Source organism: Streptococcus marmotae (assembly GCF_001623565.1).
GTDB classification, from domain to species: Bacteria; Bacillota; Bacilli; order Lactobacillales; family Streptococcaceae; genus Streptococcus; species Streptococcus marmotae.
Window position 1 is genome coordinate 2,101,478 of sequence record NZ_CP015196.1, and the last position, 15,752, is coordinate 2,117,229.

The following is a 15,752-nucleotide window of genomic DNA, read 5'->3' on the forward strand; positions in this document are numbered from 1 at the left end:
CCATGCTTCAGCTTATCTTTTATCAGTTTCAATTCTCTAAAAAGCAATGGTCTAGTATGATTCCACTCTTTCTCGTCTCCGGTATCATTGTCGGGCTATCACTAAATGGTATTTTTACTATTAGGGAGATTCTTCATGCTTCACAGGTCAATGATCCAATACCTATTTTTGTCTTTCCGATTGTCTTCGGAGGAATAACGCTTTTTTTCACCATTTCGACAGCCATTCAGCTACTCATTGACACTTTCAAAAAAGACTACGAATTATGGGATCTATTAGGAGCAAATCGTACACAAATTTCTCTCCTTGTTGGAGGACAGTTGGCACTTATTGCAAGCTTAGCTAGCCTTCTTGGCTACATTATCTCCATACCTAGTACCCATCATTATTATTATTTTCTTCAACAATTCTTTGGTAAAGACTGGATTCCAGACATCCCTCTTCATTTCAATTTACTAGCAGGTGCTTCTTCTATCGCAATCCTTACTAGCCTTGCTTTTCTGAGTGGGCTATTTCATACACGAAAGATCCTCAAAGCTCAAGATAAAAAACAGAACAAAGTGACACGCTTCTTCAGAGTGATTCCTAAAATAACAATAGGACTTATCTGCCTATCTTTAGAAGCCTATCTTATCAATCAAATTTTTCAACCAAATACAATGATAAACAAATCACTCTTTCTATTTTATCTTCTGTTCACCAATCTTTTTCTCATTAATCTCCTGTCACCATATCTCCAAGTATTTCTGATACGAGCCTATTCGGCTATGTTTTTTAGGAAACATTACGCTCCTATTATTGCAAGATGGACAATTCTTCATCGGACACTCTACTTAAAATCACTGAATACATCCATCCTATCAGCGATTACCTTAATTGCAGGTTTCCAATTACTATCTCAAAATATCTTTTATCTATTTCAAGAAAATGCTGATTTAGAACTGAAAATCTCCTTTTTCATCTACCTCGGTGCCCCACTTCTCATTATTCTTAGTAATATTATTTCGATTACCCTATTATCTATTGAAAAAGAGAAGGAAAATAAATCCCAATTGGATACATTAGGTGTTTCCTTGTATCACTTATGTATCATTAAATTATGGGAAGCTTTCATCCATTGTCTTACTATTTTCTTTGTCGCATTTTGTATCAATAGTCTATTCCTTCTTCTCATTAGAAGTATCTTAATAGAAAATCATCAAAATCTCGCAAATCGTTCCGGCTTATTCCTTCCAGGACTAATGATTTGCTGTATCTTATTCCTTATGCTTTTCCTAACGAATATTTCGGGGAATCCATTTACTAAGGGGAATGACGCTTAATCGCAATTTTTTAACAATCGACTCCACTCCTTCATTTACTAGTGAATCGATACGTCAAACTAATAAAACAATAAAAATGACCGATTTTGATTCTTTTTATCCTACTTTTACTCCCCTTGAAAATTCCTGCCCATTCTGCTACAATGAAGCAAGTAGAAAGGATGGACTATGAAGCAACAAGTACAGAATTTAAAACTGGCAGAACGTGGGGCCATTGTCTCTATCACCGCCTATGTCCTCCTATCTGGGGCAAAATTAGCAACAGGCTCTCTCTTTCACTCGGACGCCCTCACGGCGGATGCCTTTAACAACATTTCAGATATTATTGGCAATATCGCTGTGCTGGTTGGACTTAAAATGGCACAGAAACCTGCAGATACAGATCATAAATTCGGCCATTGGAAAATGGAAGATTTAGCCAGTCTTATAACATCTTTCATCATGTTTGTCGTTGGTTTTCAAGTTCTCCATAGTACCCTTCAAAAACTGATTAATAAAGAAGTAGCTGAAATTGATATCATGGCAGCTATCGTTGGAATTGTATCTGCTATCGTTATGCTTGCTGTCTATCTTTATAATAAAGCCTTAGCAAAAAGAGTTCGTTCCAAGGCTCTTGAAGCTACCGCTAAGGACAATTTATCTGATGCGCTGACGTCTATCGGGACATCGATTGCTGTTGTAGCAGCCGCCTTTCAATTTCCAATTGTCGATAAAATCGCAGCCATTATCATTACCTTCTTCATCTTAAAAACAGCCTACGGGATTTTCATGGAGAGCTTCTTTACTTTATCAGACGGTTTTGATGAGGAATTGCTTAACAAGTACGAAACAGATATTCTCAAACTACCCAAGATTAGTGCGGTCAAATCCCAACGGGGTCGGACATACGGTGCTAACATCTATCTGGATGTTGTTTTGGAAATGAATCCTGATCTGTCTGTCTATGAAAGCCATGAAGTAACGGAACAAGTAGAGCAGCTCCTAATTTTAAAACACGGTGTCTTTGATGTGGATATCCACGTAGAACCTTCTGAAATTCCTCACGATGAGATGTATGAACATGTCTTTGATAAACTCTATCGCTTTGAATCCGAAATTCAGGCCCATGAAAAAGGCTATGAACAGCTGATTGAGGATCGGTATCTCCTGATTGATGAACAAGGTCAGTATCTCAATAAGGACCAAATGCTTCAAATACACCATGTTCAATCTACCTATCTGACCAATTTCCAAATGGTTTCAGTCAGCCAAAAATCAAAGCTAGTAACATTTGAAATCGGAAACAAAGTCCACACCTCTCTTTGGCGGCGCCACGAAGTCTGGCAAGTCGTCTTTCACCAAATAACAGAAAAAAAGCTGAACTAGTGTTACACCTAGTATCAGCTTTTCCTATCTTGTCAGCTACTATTTCCAAATAACCTGTATCAAGTTCACAATCGCATATAATAAAGAAATGCTAAACATAAGAAAGGCAAGGAAAACCAGTTTTCTAGGTCTCGTCTTTCTCAACTGGTAAATTCGGTAAAGAATCCAGCATAGGGCAAAAATTCTGACAAAGATCAAAAAATGAAACAATTCCGCAGACATGGCCAACCACTCCTTCCTCTCACCATTACTATACCATTTTTTATAATGAAAAGCTAGAAGATCCTAGACCTTCTAGCTTTTTGTCCAACTTAATTTTACAAATTGAGCTCTATAAAAGTCAACATCTGATTAGGCAACGAAACCGCTGGTAGAACTAGAGTTCAGCAAGGTGAGGTAACGATGCCAGATCTTGATTTTTGACGAGCACTATTTCTTCTTGATAGCATCTGCAGCTACATCTTCTCCGAACCATTTGTCAGAGATTTTTTGGAAACTGCCGTCTGCATATAATTCTTTGAAGGCTGCATTGATTTTCTCCACCAAGGTCGCATCAACCTTACGGGCACCGACAGCAAAGGCTTCTTTCTCAAAACCAGCATCAATAATATTGTAGTCTTTAATCAGACCTTCTTGCTGCAAGTAATAATTCGCATAAACACGGTCAATCAAGAGCCCATCAATCCGATCATTTTTCAAATCAATCAAGGCTTCATTAAAGGTTGCGTACTGGGTTGCCTCATTATTTTTAACAAGATCTTTTAAGATTGCTGGTTGCGCTTCAAAAACTGCGTAACCTGATGAACCAGCCTGTGCACCAAGCACCTTGTCTTTCATGTCCGCACTTGTTTCAATATTAGATGATTTTTTCGTCACCAAGACTTGGAGATTGGCCATGTAATCATCTGTAAATAAGACCTTTTCACGGCGTTCATCAGTTGCAGAATAGCCATTCCAAATCAAATCAATATTGCCATTATTTAACTCTGTTTCTTTCAAGTCCCAGTCAATTGGCTGCCATTCAATCGCGATACCGTATTTATTAAAAACAGCTGTCGCTAGTTCAATATCAAATCCTGTATATTGACCATTTTTTTCTTCAAATCCCATTGGCACAAATGTTTTATCAAAGCCTATCGTGATTTTCTTACTGTCTTCATAACTAGACCAGTTGTCCTTCTTTGCAGTTGAATCTCCAGCTCCACATGCTGCAAGTACAAAACTTGCGACCATTGCTACTGCACCGTTTACGATTGATTTTACGTTCATATTCTACTCCTCTTTTCTGGATTATACATACTAATGTTTGGGCTCAATCTTGATAATCTCATCGGCAATATTCTCAGCAAATTGCATATCGTGTGTTACTACAATTTGCGTAATACCAGTCCTACGATTTTCAAGAATGAGATTCTCTACTTCTTTTCGCAACTCAGGATCCAAAGCTGAGGTTGGCTCATCATAGCCAATCATCTCAGGGTCAATCATCATAGCGCGTGCTAAGGCAACCCGCTGTTTCTGCCCCCCTGATAAGGAATAGGGATAGGCGTCCACATGACCAGCTAAACCAAGAGTTTCAAGCAATTGACGGGCTTTGCTTTCAGCCACGGTACGAGACATATTCTGCGTTTTGATGGGCGACAAGATCAGATTTTCCAGCACTGATAAGTGTGGAAACAACTGAAAATCTTGAAAAACAAAGCCCAGCAGATGTCGTTTTTCCAGCTCCTCTAACGGGAGTTCTTTTCCATTGTAAATCAACTGACCAGAATCAATACTCTCTAGACCTGCCAACATCCGAAGCAAGGTGGTTTTCCCGCCTCCTGATTGACCAACAATGGCAACAATTTTTCCTTCAGGAATCACGAGGTCATAGTTGGAAAAAATCTGCTTTTGATCAAATCGTTTGGAAAGATTGCGTAATTCTAACATAAGACCTCCTATTTATAATACTCGAATTTTTTCTCAATTTGATTGGCTACAAGTGTCACAAGACCAATCATCAGCAAGTAGAGGGCGCCTGCGATAAACATAGGTGCCAAACTGACATCACGGTTAGCAGCAGTTCGACTCGCAAGGAGTAAATCATTCACTCCCAGCGCATAAATCAAAGAAGTATCCTTGACCAAGGTTGTCACCTCATTAAAGACACTCGGTAGGACTATTTTCACTACTTGAGGCAAGATAATATACCGAATAGTCTGAACTGGAGTAAATTTCAATACTTTTGCGGCCTCATACTGCCCAGCCGGAATGGCTTCGATTCCCCCACGAAAGATTTCTGAAAAATAAGCTGCATAGTTCAAAGTAAAGGTAATAATAACGGCAGGCATTCGATCAAAGGTAATGCCAATGCTTGGCAAAACATAATAAACAAAAATCAGCTGGAGCAGTAAGGGAGTTCCTCGCATGATGAGCACATAAAGATGCAAAAACCAGCGCAAGGGCTTAAAAGGAAGTTTCATCAAAAAAGCTACAAATGCCCCAGATGGAAGAGACAAAATCAACACCATCACAAAGACCTGAAACGATACCAAAGCTCCATTTAATAAGCTCGGTAAAATCTCGATAATATACCCCATAAGCTCCTCCAAAAATAATAATTAAAACATAGTATAACAGAAATTTCTGAAAATGAAAAGACTTTTTCCTGTATTTTTATAACATAAAACGAAAAATTATTCCATATTTTGTCAAATAACTCTATCAAAAAATGGGAGTAAGGACTCAATCGTTATTTCGTAGGAAGTTGATTTTGTCAATTTCGCTTTCTCATTTCTAGACTCAAGTATTAACAGTCCACTGGACTGTCCTCGCTCTCTAGTTTCTAAGCTCGGGTATTGACAGTCACTCTCCTGACTGTCAATATCCGCATGTTGACTAGCTTCCACAATTGAGAATTGTGGAAGACTGGAAATAGAACGAGCGTAACTCGCTCCTTGCAATTGAGAATGGTGAAAGGGTGGAAATAGGGCTAGCAAAGAATTGTTTGCTAGCCTCTTCTACTAGAATATTGATTGGTCAACGTTTTACAAACCAGACAACTACTGCGCTCTACCAAATAATAAGATCAGGACTTTTGTCCCAGCCCCGAAGAGCGGAAATGTTGAGACCGTAGACGCAACAGTTAGTAATGAAACTCCGAAGGAGGTTACTTGCATCCGCTCGATTTAATAATGTATCGAAAACTGCTACTGTTGATAGGAATAGAGTGTAAAAAAATCCTCGCAGAAGAGGTGCGAGGATAATCCTGTTATTCAACCGTAACGGCCTTAGCCAAATTACGTGGTTTATCAACATCTAATCCACGTTGAAGTGAGGCGTAGTAGGCAATCAATTGAGTTGGAATCACCATCGAAATGCTAGATAAGAATGGATGAACCTTATTCACAACAATATCATCATCTTCTCTTTCTAAGCCTTCTTCGACAATGGTCAAGATGTGTGCTCCACGAGAAACGACTTCTGCGATATTGCCACGCGTATGCGCTGCAACTTTCTCACTTGCAGAAATCAAGGCAATCACTGGTGTACCATCTTCAATCAATGAAATCGTACCGTGCTTTAATTCACCAGCTGCAAATCCCTCACACTGGATATACGAAATTTCTTTTAATTTAAGAGCAGCTTCAATTGTCACATAGTAGTCATTGCCACGTCCAATATAAAAGGCATTACGTGTTGTTGCAAGTAGTTTTTCTACCTTTTCAGCAATCCTATCTTTTTCAGACAAGGTTGCTTCAATCGATTGAGCAACGATAGACAGTTCATGCACTAAGTCAAAGTCATGTGCTTCTTTCTTGCCATTTGCTTCTCCAACTGCTTTTGATAAAAAGGCAAGAGCAGCGATTTGTGCAGTATAGGCTTTGGTAGAGGCTACTGCAATTTCAGGACCTGCATGAAGAAGCATGGTATAAGTCGCTTCACGAGAAAGGGTAGAGCCTGGCACATTAGTAATCGTCAAACTTGGGATTCCCATTTCATTCGCCCTGACCAATACCTGACGGCTATCAGCAGTTTCCCCAGACTGGGTTAATAAAATAAAGAGAGGTTTCTTGCTCAAAAGAGGCATGTGATAACCCCATTCAGAAGCCACACCCAATTCAACTGGTGTATCCGTCAGTGCCTCAATCATATTCTTTGAAGCATAGCCCGCATTGTAAGAAGTTCCTGCGGCAAGGATGTAGATACGGTCTGCTTCCTGAACTGCTTTGACAATGGCTGGTTCAACTGTCATCTGACCTTCTGCATCTGAGTAAGCACTGATCAACTTACGCATAACAGTTGGTTGCTCATCAATTTCTTTCAACATATAGAACGGATAAGTGCCTTTTCCGATATCTGATAAGTCAAGCTCTGCTGTATAGCTGTTACGTTCGATTGGATTACCAGCATAGTCCGTAACTTCTACACTTTCTTTTGTAACGATGACCAATTCTTTATCGTGAATTTCCATGTACTCACTAGTTTCACGAATCATAGCCATAGCATCCGAACAGACCATATTGTAGCCATCACCCAGACCGATTAGAAGCGGTGATTTGTTCTTTGCGACATAAATCGTATCTGGATTTGCAGCATCAATCAAGGCAAAGGCATACGAGCCTTGAATAATATGAAGGGCTTTTTTGAAGGCTTCTAATACCGACAGGTTGTCTTCTTCGACAAATTTCCCAATCAAATGAACCGCGATTTCCGTATCTGTCTGCCCCCTGAAATCATGACCTACTAGATAAGTATTTTTCATTTCAAGGTAATTTTCAATAACCCCATTGTGAACAAGGACAAAGCGTCCTGTCTGAGAGGTATGGGGGTGAGCATTATCTTCTGTTGGCTTTCCATGCGTTGCCCAGCGTGTATGACCGATTCCGATTGTCCCTTCTACGGTATCTCCAACCTTGGCTGACAGTTTAGCAATCCGACCGACAGATTTGACCAAGTGTCCCTTTTCGCCACCTGCGACAAAGATACCTGCTGAGTCATAACCACGGTATTCTAATTTTTCAAGTCCTTGAATTAAAATATCAGTTGCATTTGTATTTCCAACAACTCCAACGATTCCACACATATTAACTACCATCCATTTCTATTTCACTATTTTTAAAAATTGGTATAGTCATATTTTTATTTTAAAAAACCAATAAAAACAGTATATATTAAAGATATTTTTTTGTCAAATTTAAAATTGGTATAGTCTAATTTGTGGACAAAAAAACTAACCCTACTCATGAGTTAGTCCAATATCGATAAAGCCAAATTCACTAATGGGGCTGACTCGGAAGGTCAAACGCCCAATAATTTGATGCGAGGAAATCAATCCAAATGTCCGACTATCTTCGCGATTTTTCCGATTATCATTTAAAATCAAATAATTTCTCTCTGTCACACTCGGAATCATCACGTCTTCTGTATAATAGTCTTGATGGTGATTGGCTGATTTTTTTAAATACTGTTCTTCAACAATCTCGTTGTTACGGTATAGCACATCATCCATATAGGTGACACTATCGCCTTCCATTGCGATGACACGGCCAACATACTCTGTACCATCTACTTGATATAAAACAAAATCTCCATACTTAATTTCCTTGCCTTTTACTGCAATCACAAGGTCCTTTTCCTTGAGATAGTGATTCGCCATTTGCTTGGTAATAGTGACTGGTTCAAAGACCCAAATGCGCAGTGCAATAATCCCTAGGGCCAGTAAACTAATCATAATCATGCGATGAATAAAATCCCTTTTTGCCATTTTCCTCTCCATTTCTCTCTTACCAGTATAGCATATTTTTTTAAAAATTACTTGGGACTTGCTCCCATGATGACAGCATGGATTGTCTCTGCAACAAACTGATTTCCAAGAGGAGTCAGATGCAGACCATCACTATAATACTCTAGGCGCCCTTCTGTCAGTGGATAAAAGTTAACCCAATCTAGACCTTTCTCCTTAGCAATTCGAGGGATAATCTCCTGTAACTCTGTTCGTACAATCTCGTTATTCAGACCAAATCGACTGGTTGGTACATAAGGAGGAACCATTAAATACACATCTGGCTGGCTAGGCATCTCTAGGTAACGGTCAACCATCTCGCCATACTCCCTGATAAACCGTTCTTTATTCCAATAGGGGCCTCTGCTATCATTGCTTCCAATCATGATGATAACAATATCTGCTTCACTTTCAAATGACAATTGGGCATTTTTTTCCTGTAAATAGGGATAGTCTGTGGTTGATTGTAGGGATCTGCCACTTAAGCCAAAGTTTAAGACCTGATAATGGTGCCCTAATTTCTCCGCTAGAATACTGGGATAAGCATCCCGCTCTCGATTTTCCAAACCATAACCATAGGTCAAACTGTCGCCAACGGTTGCCACTTTAATGGCGCCACTCCCAATCGTCATGACTTCTGGGTACATGATATCTGACATAACTTCTCCTTTTTTCTATTCTAACATTTTCACAGAATCAGCGCAATTTTGCAGAATATTCCCTCATCTAGTGAGAAAAATGCTATACTAGAACTATGAAACAAAAGAAGATTATCATTATCGGTGGGGGAATTGTCGGCTCTACTGCTGCTTTTTACCTTTCCAAAGATCCACATTTACAAATAACCCTAATTGATGAGGGAAAAGGAAGTGCTACAAGAGCGGCTGCTGGTATTATCTGTCCCTGGCTTTCTCAACGGCGCAACCAAACTTGGTATCGCTTGGTTGATAAAGGAGCCGCCTTTTATTTGGATTTGATGCAGGATTTACAGGAGGCGGGCATCGAACAACTCCCCTACAAACAAACAGGGACCCTTGTGTTTAAAAAGAAGGATTCCTTGCTTGAGAAATTAGCAAAGTTAGCTCAAGAAAGAAGGAATCATTCTCCTATGATTGGAGAACTTGACGTCCTAAAAGGATGCGGTTTAACCCAATCTATCCCTCCTCTTGAGACAGAGCAAGGCGCTGTTTTTACCCGCGGTGGAGGACGAGTAGACGGTGGGCAGCTCCTTGACCAATTGCAGAAACTAGTTGAACAGCAAGGTGGTCTCATTATAAAGGGACAGGCGCAACTCTTGGCTAATAAGCAGGTCAGCGTAGGCACAACTATTTATCCCTATGACGAGATTATCTTAGCAACAGGCGCTTGGTTGCCACAAGTCCTTCAGCCTTTAGGTTATACGGTTGATATTGTCCCGCAAAAGGGACAATTACTCGAAGTCCAAACTGCTTTTAACACAGATACTTGGCCTGGCTGTATGCTCCATGGGGAAATTGACATTCTGCCATTTGAAGGAGGAAAACTCGTTATCGGAGCCACCCATGAAAATGATCAAGGCTTTGATTTAACCGTTGACGAGGAAAAAATTCAGCAAATGAAGGAAACGGCTACTTCCTTTATCCCAGATTTGGAGCGATACCAAGTTAGTCATACGCGAGTTGGTACGCGAGCCTATACCTCGGACTTTCTACCTTTCTACGGACGACTATCCGATCAACCGTCTATTTTGGTAGCAAGTGGTCTAGGATCTTCTGGTCTCACCTGCGGTCCCTTTATCGGTTGGCAGTTAGCACAATCTATCCTTGGAAAGTCCACTAATTTTGACACTCAGCCCTATTCACCTGATTCCTATATTACCCTCAAGCTAACTCCGTAAAAATACACAAACTCCCCTCTTTCAACCGAAGAAGGGAGTCTTTTGCACTATTCATGTACAATCAGCATAGACTTGATGACCTTGCGGTCTGCCATGTCTTTATAGGCTTGGTTAATATCATCAAGGGTATAGGTCTGCGTAAAGACCCGACCTGGATTGATGTCGCCGTCCAAAACGGCTTTGAGCAAGATTTGCTTATTGTAAGTCGTCACTGAGGCTGAACCACCTGCGACTGAGATATTTTGGGCAAAGGTTGAGCCGAGCGGTCGGCTATTGTAATGCGGCACCCCAACAAAACCAACACGTCCACCATTATGGAGAACACCAAGGGCTTGTTCAATGGCAGCTTCCGTTCCGACACATTCGAGTGCAGCATCTGCTCCACCACCTAAAATCTCACGGACTTTGGCAATCCCTTCTTCACCACGCTCTGCTACCACAGCTGTCGCACCAGATTCTAAGGCCATGGCTTGCCGATCAGCATGACGACTCATCAAAACAATCTGAGAAGCCCCCATCATCTTCGCTGCGATCACCGCACATTGCCCAACTGCTCCATCTCCAATGACCACGACCTTGTCTCCCCGCTGGACATTTGCCACACGAGCCGCATGGTAACCTGTCGGCATCACGTCTGCCAAGGTCAAGAGAGATTTGAGCATGCCTTCTGAATAATCAGAGGGCTGACCTGGTACCTTGATTAAAGCCCAATTTCCATAATGGAAACGCAGGTACTCAGATTGGAAACCACCGCCCCAGTTAGTGGGCGCAGGGTGATTATCACACGTCCCATCAAATCCCGCACGACAAGCATCACAATGACCGCAACCATGGGTAAATGGTACGATAACGAAATCGCCCGGTTTGACCGTGGTAATCTCACTTCCAACCTCTTCTACAATTCCCAGAGCCTCATGACCAGAGTTCATTGAATGTGCAGCCTTATCATCTCCATGCGAATAAGACCACAGGTCTGACCCACAAACGCAGGCCCGTACAATCTTGAGAATCACATCATCCTTTTCTTGAATCTGTGGTTTATCCACCTCACCGATAATCATCGAACCGGCCTTTTCAAAAATGGCTGTTTTCATTTAGTTTCCTCACTTTCTTTACAAAACTAGTATTAGTATACCACTTGGAGTGCACTCCAAGTCAAGCCTGTTTTTCAGAATATTATTTCTTCATTTTTAACAATAGATAGGCTAGTAGGCAGGCAAGAACCATCAAACCACTACTTATATAAAATGGAGTAATGAAGGTTTCAATCTGAAGTTTTTCCAATAACTTGGTTAGTAAAATAGGTGTCAGAACGACTCCAATATTTCCACCCGTAATAGCTAAACTCGTTACAAAATGGACTTGTTCCTGCGGAAATTCCTTAGAAATATAGTAAAAATTGAAGGACATAATCCCAACGAAACTCATCCCTACCAAGATACTAGCAAGGATAAAGAGGGGCAGATTGAAAGAAAAGGTAAAGAGGAGGTTGCCAAGCCCCATTGCAATGAGAACCGCAAAGAGTGTCGCATTACCTAATTTCTTTACAATCGGTCCAAAGAAACAACCTGTCACAATACCACTAAGAGCTAAAATAGTCAGCAACTGACTCGATGAGGTCGTTGAAAAACCATATTTGGTTACCAGTAAACTTGGAATTTTAATCGTTGCTCCAATATAACTAATTCCAACGAGGAAGGTCAAGGCCACAACCAATCCTACCTTCTGATTCCAGACAACAGCCTCTTTGACCCTTGCTTGAGGATGACTAGGCTCAGGAACAGATAGATAAAAAAGAATCAGAACGGGGAAGGCGAGCAAGTACACTAAAAAGGTATAGTGCACTCCTACTAATAAAACATAGCCCGCTAGAAAGGTTGTCAAGGCCTTACCAATATTTAAAAAGGCGGTTCTCAGACCAATCATCCGAGCACGAAGATCCCCTTGATAAAATTCACTCATCAAACTAATCGATAACGAATTATAAAGCCCAATTCCTACTCCTAGCAATAAGCGACAGAAAAAAATAAGAGGAAAGGAAGTTAAAAAGGTCGGCAAGGCACCAAATAGTCCAATCAAACTCAAGCCCAACAAAACAGTCTTCTTCGTACCTAACCAAGAAACCACCAAATTGCTGAGCAAGACTGTAATCGTAATCATCATAGCAGGTACGGTTACCAAACTCTCAACTGAAGCAAGACCAATACTCGCATTCCATGCATGATAGTATTCGTATAGCTTTGGAATGGCTGGAGCAATGGCCAAGTGAGACATTAAGAAAATGGAAATCACCAATAGTGAAAATCGCATCATAGCATTATTTTTCATGATTTCTCCCAAATCATTAATTGTAGAATACTCTATAAAAATCAAAATCTGACTAGCTTCCACAATTGAGAATTGTGGAAGGTTGGAAATAGAACGAGCATAGCTCGTCTCCACTGAACCACTAGTTCGGACTAATGTTAGCTGAGGATTATGACATAATCCTTATTTCCAACCCTCAACAGTCCACCGGACTAGTGTTAGCCGAGGATTATGACATAATCCTTATTTCCAACCCTCAACAGTCCACCGGACTAGTGTTAGCCGAGGACTATGACATAATCCTTATTTCCAACCTTCAACAGTCCGCCGGACTAGTGTTAGCTGAGGATTATGACATAATCCTTATTTCCAACCTTCAACAGTCCGCCGGACTGTTGAAGCAAGGTGAGTTAACGACGTCAGACTTTGATTTTTGATGAGTATTAGACGAATATAAATAAGCAAAAAAGCCTTAGGAACAAGTAGAACTTGAACCTCGAAGGCTTTATAAATTGTTTTTATTTTACAGTGCGGACACGCATTGTGTTAGTTGAACCAGCAACACCAACTGGTACACCTGCAACAATGACAATGTTATCACCTGATTGAACAAGTCCAGCTTTGATTGCTTCACGTTCTGCTAGTTCAAACATATCATCTGTAGAAGCTGGTTTATCTGTCACAATTGGAATAACTCCCCAGTTGATCATCAATGATTTTTGAACTTCTTCTGTAAATGTAACAGCTAAGATGTCTGCATTTGGACGGTATTTCGAAATTGAACGTGCTGAGAAGCCAGTTTCAGTAACGGTTACAACCAATTTGATATCCATTGAGTGACACGCATCGCTAACAGCAGAAGCAATCACTTCTGTCTTACTTGTACGTTCAAATGTTGAAGAATCTAAACGGCTGTATTCTCCCAATAGAGTTTGCGCATTTTTCGCAATCGTTGCCATTGTACGAACTGATTCTACTGGATATTTACCGTTTGCTGATTCACCTGAAAGCATGGTAGCGTCTGTTCCGTCAATAACAGCGTTGAATACATCTGATACTTCTGAACGAGTTGCACGTGGTTTTTCAGTCATTGTTTCAAGCATGTTTGTTGCTGTGATAACTGCTTTACCAGCTGCATTCACTTTCGTGATGATCATTTTTTGGTAAACTGGAACCATTTCAAATGGTACTTCAATACCCATGTCACCACGAGCAATCATGATACCGTCTGCTGCTTCGATGATTTCATCGATATTGTCGATACCTTGTTGGTTTTCGATTTTGGCAAACAATTTCACGTGACCATTTTCAGTTTCTTCACAGATAGCACGCACTTCATTCACGTCTTTTGCTGTACGAACGAATGAAATCGCAATGAAGTTCAATCCTTGCGCAAGACCGAAGCGGATGTCTGCATTGTCGCGTTCAGCAAGTGCTGGGAAAGGAATTTTAGTGTAAGGAATGTTCACACCTTTTTGTTTTGCGATAACGCCGTCGTTTTCGACTGTTACTTCAAATTCACGTTTTTCATCATCTTTTGCAAAAACACGAAGACCAAGTTTTCCATCATCAACAAGGATTTGTTTTCCAACTTCCACATCATCGTAGATGTCAAGGCCGCCAGCAACGTTCAAAGCAATTACTTCACGAGTTGATTTGATTCCTTGTTTTGTAGCAACACGAATTGTTTCACCAGTAGTGTATTCGTATTCCTTTGCATCTCCTTCAAATAATTCTGTACGGATTTCAGGACCTTTTGTATCAAGCAAGAAACCTACTTTTTGACCAGCGATTTCTTCCGCACGACGTACTGTTGCCATACGATCACCTTGCTCTTGGTGGTCACCGTGTGAGAAGTTGAAACGGAATACGTTTGCCCCTTCTTTAATCAATTCCGCAATTTTCTGAGCTGATGCTTCAACATCTAGTTTTTCACCCCAGTAACCATCATCACCGAATTTTTTACCACCACGGATTTCAACCGCTGGACCTAATGTAGCAACAATTTTTACGCGTTTATTCATGATTTGTTTTTTCTCCTTTTTTTGCAACAAATTTACAATAACTATTTTAGACGAGTGATTAGTAACGAGACAAGCTACGAGCCAAGCCAGCTAGTTTCGCATCCCCTCTATGTGGGTTGTTGACAATAATCTTGCCGTCTTCACCTAGACAGAAGAGAGCATTTTCTTCTTTTGAACCAAGGATTGGATTGGCAACAAGGTCATCCTTATGGACACCAACTGCAAGGCCACCTTTTCCTTCTTTCAGAAGTTCCACTGCATAAGCGCCCAAACGTGAAGCAAGAACACGGTCACGGACAGTTGGACGTCCACCACGTTGGATATGACCAAGCTCAATTGCACGAAGGTCGCTCGTATCGCCAGCTTCTTTCAATTGTTTAGCAAACTCATCTGCTGACATAACTCCTTCAGCAAGCATGACGATGTTGTGATTCTTACCTTTTTCGTAGCCTTTACGGATATTCGCTACTACATCTTCAATCTTGAAGTCTTCTTCTGGTACGATAATTTCATCTGCACCGATTGCAATACCAGCCCAAAGAGCGATATCCCCTGCATGACGACCCATTACTTCTACAACGAATGTACGACGGTGACTCATGGCTGTATCACGGATCTTATCAACAGCGTCCATGACGGTCATACAAGCTGTATCAAAACCGATGGTAAAGTCTGTCCCTGGAATATCATTATCAATCGTACCTGGGATACCGATAGCTGGGAAGCCATGCTCTGTCAAGCGCATCGCACCGTGGTAGGAACCGTCTCCACCGATAACGACAACTCCCTCAATCCCATGTTTCTTCAATTGTTCAATTCCTTTTAATTGACCTTCCAATTGAGCAAACTCTGGGTAGCGAGCTGAGTATAGCATCGTACCACCAGTGCCAAGAATACCACTTACTCCCACTTTTGTAAGAGGGAAAATATCTCCAGCAACCATTCCGGCGTAACCGTAGTTAATCCCGAAGACTTCCATCCCCTCTGAAATTGCTTTACGAACAACTGCACGAACAGCAGCGTTCATACCAGGGGCGTCACCACCACTAGTTAAAACAGCAATACGTTTCATTTAACTAATGCTCCTTTTT

13 protein-coding genes are annotated in these 15,752 nt (G+C 40.9%); 3 read left to right on the forward strand and 10 right to left on the reverse strand.

What is annotated here, in order from left to right:
* Nucleotides 1-2 precede the first annotated feature (2 nt).
* Both A4H00_RS10210 and A4H00_RS10215 read left to right on the forward strand, forming a co-directional pair.
* Nucleotides 3-1,322, forward strand: a complete 1,320-nt coding sequence (locus tag A4H00_RS10210; RefSeq protein WP_067090667.1) for an ABC transporter permease family protein — start codon at nt 3-5, stop codon at nt 1,320-1,322.
* A 168-nt stretch (nt 1,323-1,490) separates the two neighbouring features.
* A complete protein-coding gene (locus A4H00_RS10215; RefSeq protein ID WP_067090670.1) occupies nt 1,491-2,687 on the forward strand; it encodes a cation diffusion facilitator family transporter in 1,197 nt (398 codons plus the stop codon).
* A 429-nt stretch (nt 2,688-3,116) separates the two neighbouring features.
* On the opposite strand, the gene A4H00_RS10225 is transcribed toward A4H00_RS10215, so the two are convergent.
* The 6 genes from A4H00_RS10225 to A4H00_RS10250 all read right to left on the reverse strand — a co-directional run bounded on the left by A4H00_RS10225 (nt 3,117) and on the right by A4H00_RS10250 (nt 9,113).
* Nucleotides 3,117-3,956 (reverse strand): amino acid ABC transporter substrate-binding protein, encoded by an 840-nt coding sequence (locus A4H00_RS10225; protein ID WP_067090676.1) that lies wholly within the window; start codon nt 3,954-3,956, stop codon nt 3,117-3,119.
* A 30-nt stretch (nt 3,957-3,986) separates the two neighbouring features.
* Complete coding sequence (locus A4H00_RS10230; RefSeq protein ID WP_067090679.1) at nt 3,987-4,619, reverse strand: amino acid ABC transporter ATP-binding protein; 633 nt, start codon at nt 4,617-4,619, stop codon at nt 3,987-3,989.
* Nucleotides 4,620-4,627: 8 nt separating this feature from the next.
* A complete protein-coding gene (locus A4H00_RS10235; RefSeq protein WP_067090682.1) occupies nt 4,628-5,269 on the reverse strand; it encodes an amino acid ABC transporter permease in 642 nt (213 codons plus the stop codon).
* Between the two features lie 671 nt (nt 5,270-5,940).
* Nucleotides 5,941-7,755 carry a glutamine--fructose-6-phosphate transaminase (isomerizing) gene (gene glmS, locus A4H00_RS10240; protein WP_067090684.1) on the reverse strand — a complete coding sequence of 605 codons (1,815 nt, stop codon included), beginning with the start codon at nt 7,753-7,755 and terminating at the stop codon, nt 5,941-5,943.
* Between the two features lie 153 nt (nt 7,756-7,908).
* Complete coding sequence (lepB, locus tag A4H00_RS10245) at nt 7,909-8,436, reverse strand: signal peptidase I (protein ID WP_067090689.1); 528 nt, start codon at nt 8,434-8,436, stop codon at nt 7,909-7,911.
* A gap of 47 nt (nt 8,437-8,483) precedes the next feature.
* A complete protein-coding gene (locus A4H00_RS10250) occupies nt 8,484-9,113 on the reverse strand; it encodes a GDSL-type esterase/lipase family protein (RefSeq protein WP_067090694.1) in 630 nt (209 codons plus the stop codon).
* A 95-nt stretch (nt 9,114-9,208) separates the two neighbouring features.
* Between A4H00_RS10250 and A4H00_RS10255 the strand changes: the two genes are divergently transcribed.
* Nucleotides 9,209-10,330, forward strand: a complete 1,122-nt coding sequence (locus A4H00_RS10255) for an NAD(P)/FAD-dependent oxidoreductase (RefSeq protein WP_067090699.1) — start codon at nt 9,209-9,211, stop codon at nt 10,328-10,330.
* A gap of 47 nt (nt 10,331-10,377) precedes the next feature.
* Here A4H00_RS10255 and A4H00_RS10260 read toward each other — a convergent pair whose 3' ends face one another.
* From A4H00_RS10260 to pfkA, 4 genes are all read right to left on the reverse strand, one after another.
* Entirely contained in the window at nt 10,378-11,424 is a 1,047-nt protein-coding gene (locus A4H00_RS10260) for a zinc-binding dehydrogenase (protein ID WP_067090703.1), read from the reverse strand.
* 82 nt (nt 11,425-11,506) lie between these two features.
* Complete coding sequence (locus tag A4H00_RS10265) at nt 11,507-12,658, reverse strand: MFS transporter (RefSeq protein WP_067091619.1); 1,152 nt, start codon at nt 12,656-12,658, stop codon at nt 11,507-11,509.
* A 497-nt stretch (nt 12,659-13,155) separates the two neighbouring features.
* Nucleotides 13,156-14,661: a pyruvate kinase gene (gene pyk, locus A4H00_RS10275; RefSeq protein ID WP_067090711.1), complete on the reverse strand. Its 1,506-nt coding sequence runs from the start codon at nt 14,659-14,661 to the stop codon at nt 13,156-13,158.
* Between the two features lie 58 nt (nt 14,662-14,719).
* Nucleotides 14,720-15,733 (reverse strand): 6-phosphofructokinase, encoded by a 1,014-nt coding sequence (gene pfkA / locus A4H00_RS10280; protein ID WP_067090715.1) that lies wholly within the window; start codon nt 15,731-15,733, stop codon nt 14,720-14,722.
* Between the last annotated feature and the right edge of the window lie 19 nt (nt 15,734-15,752).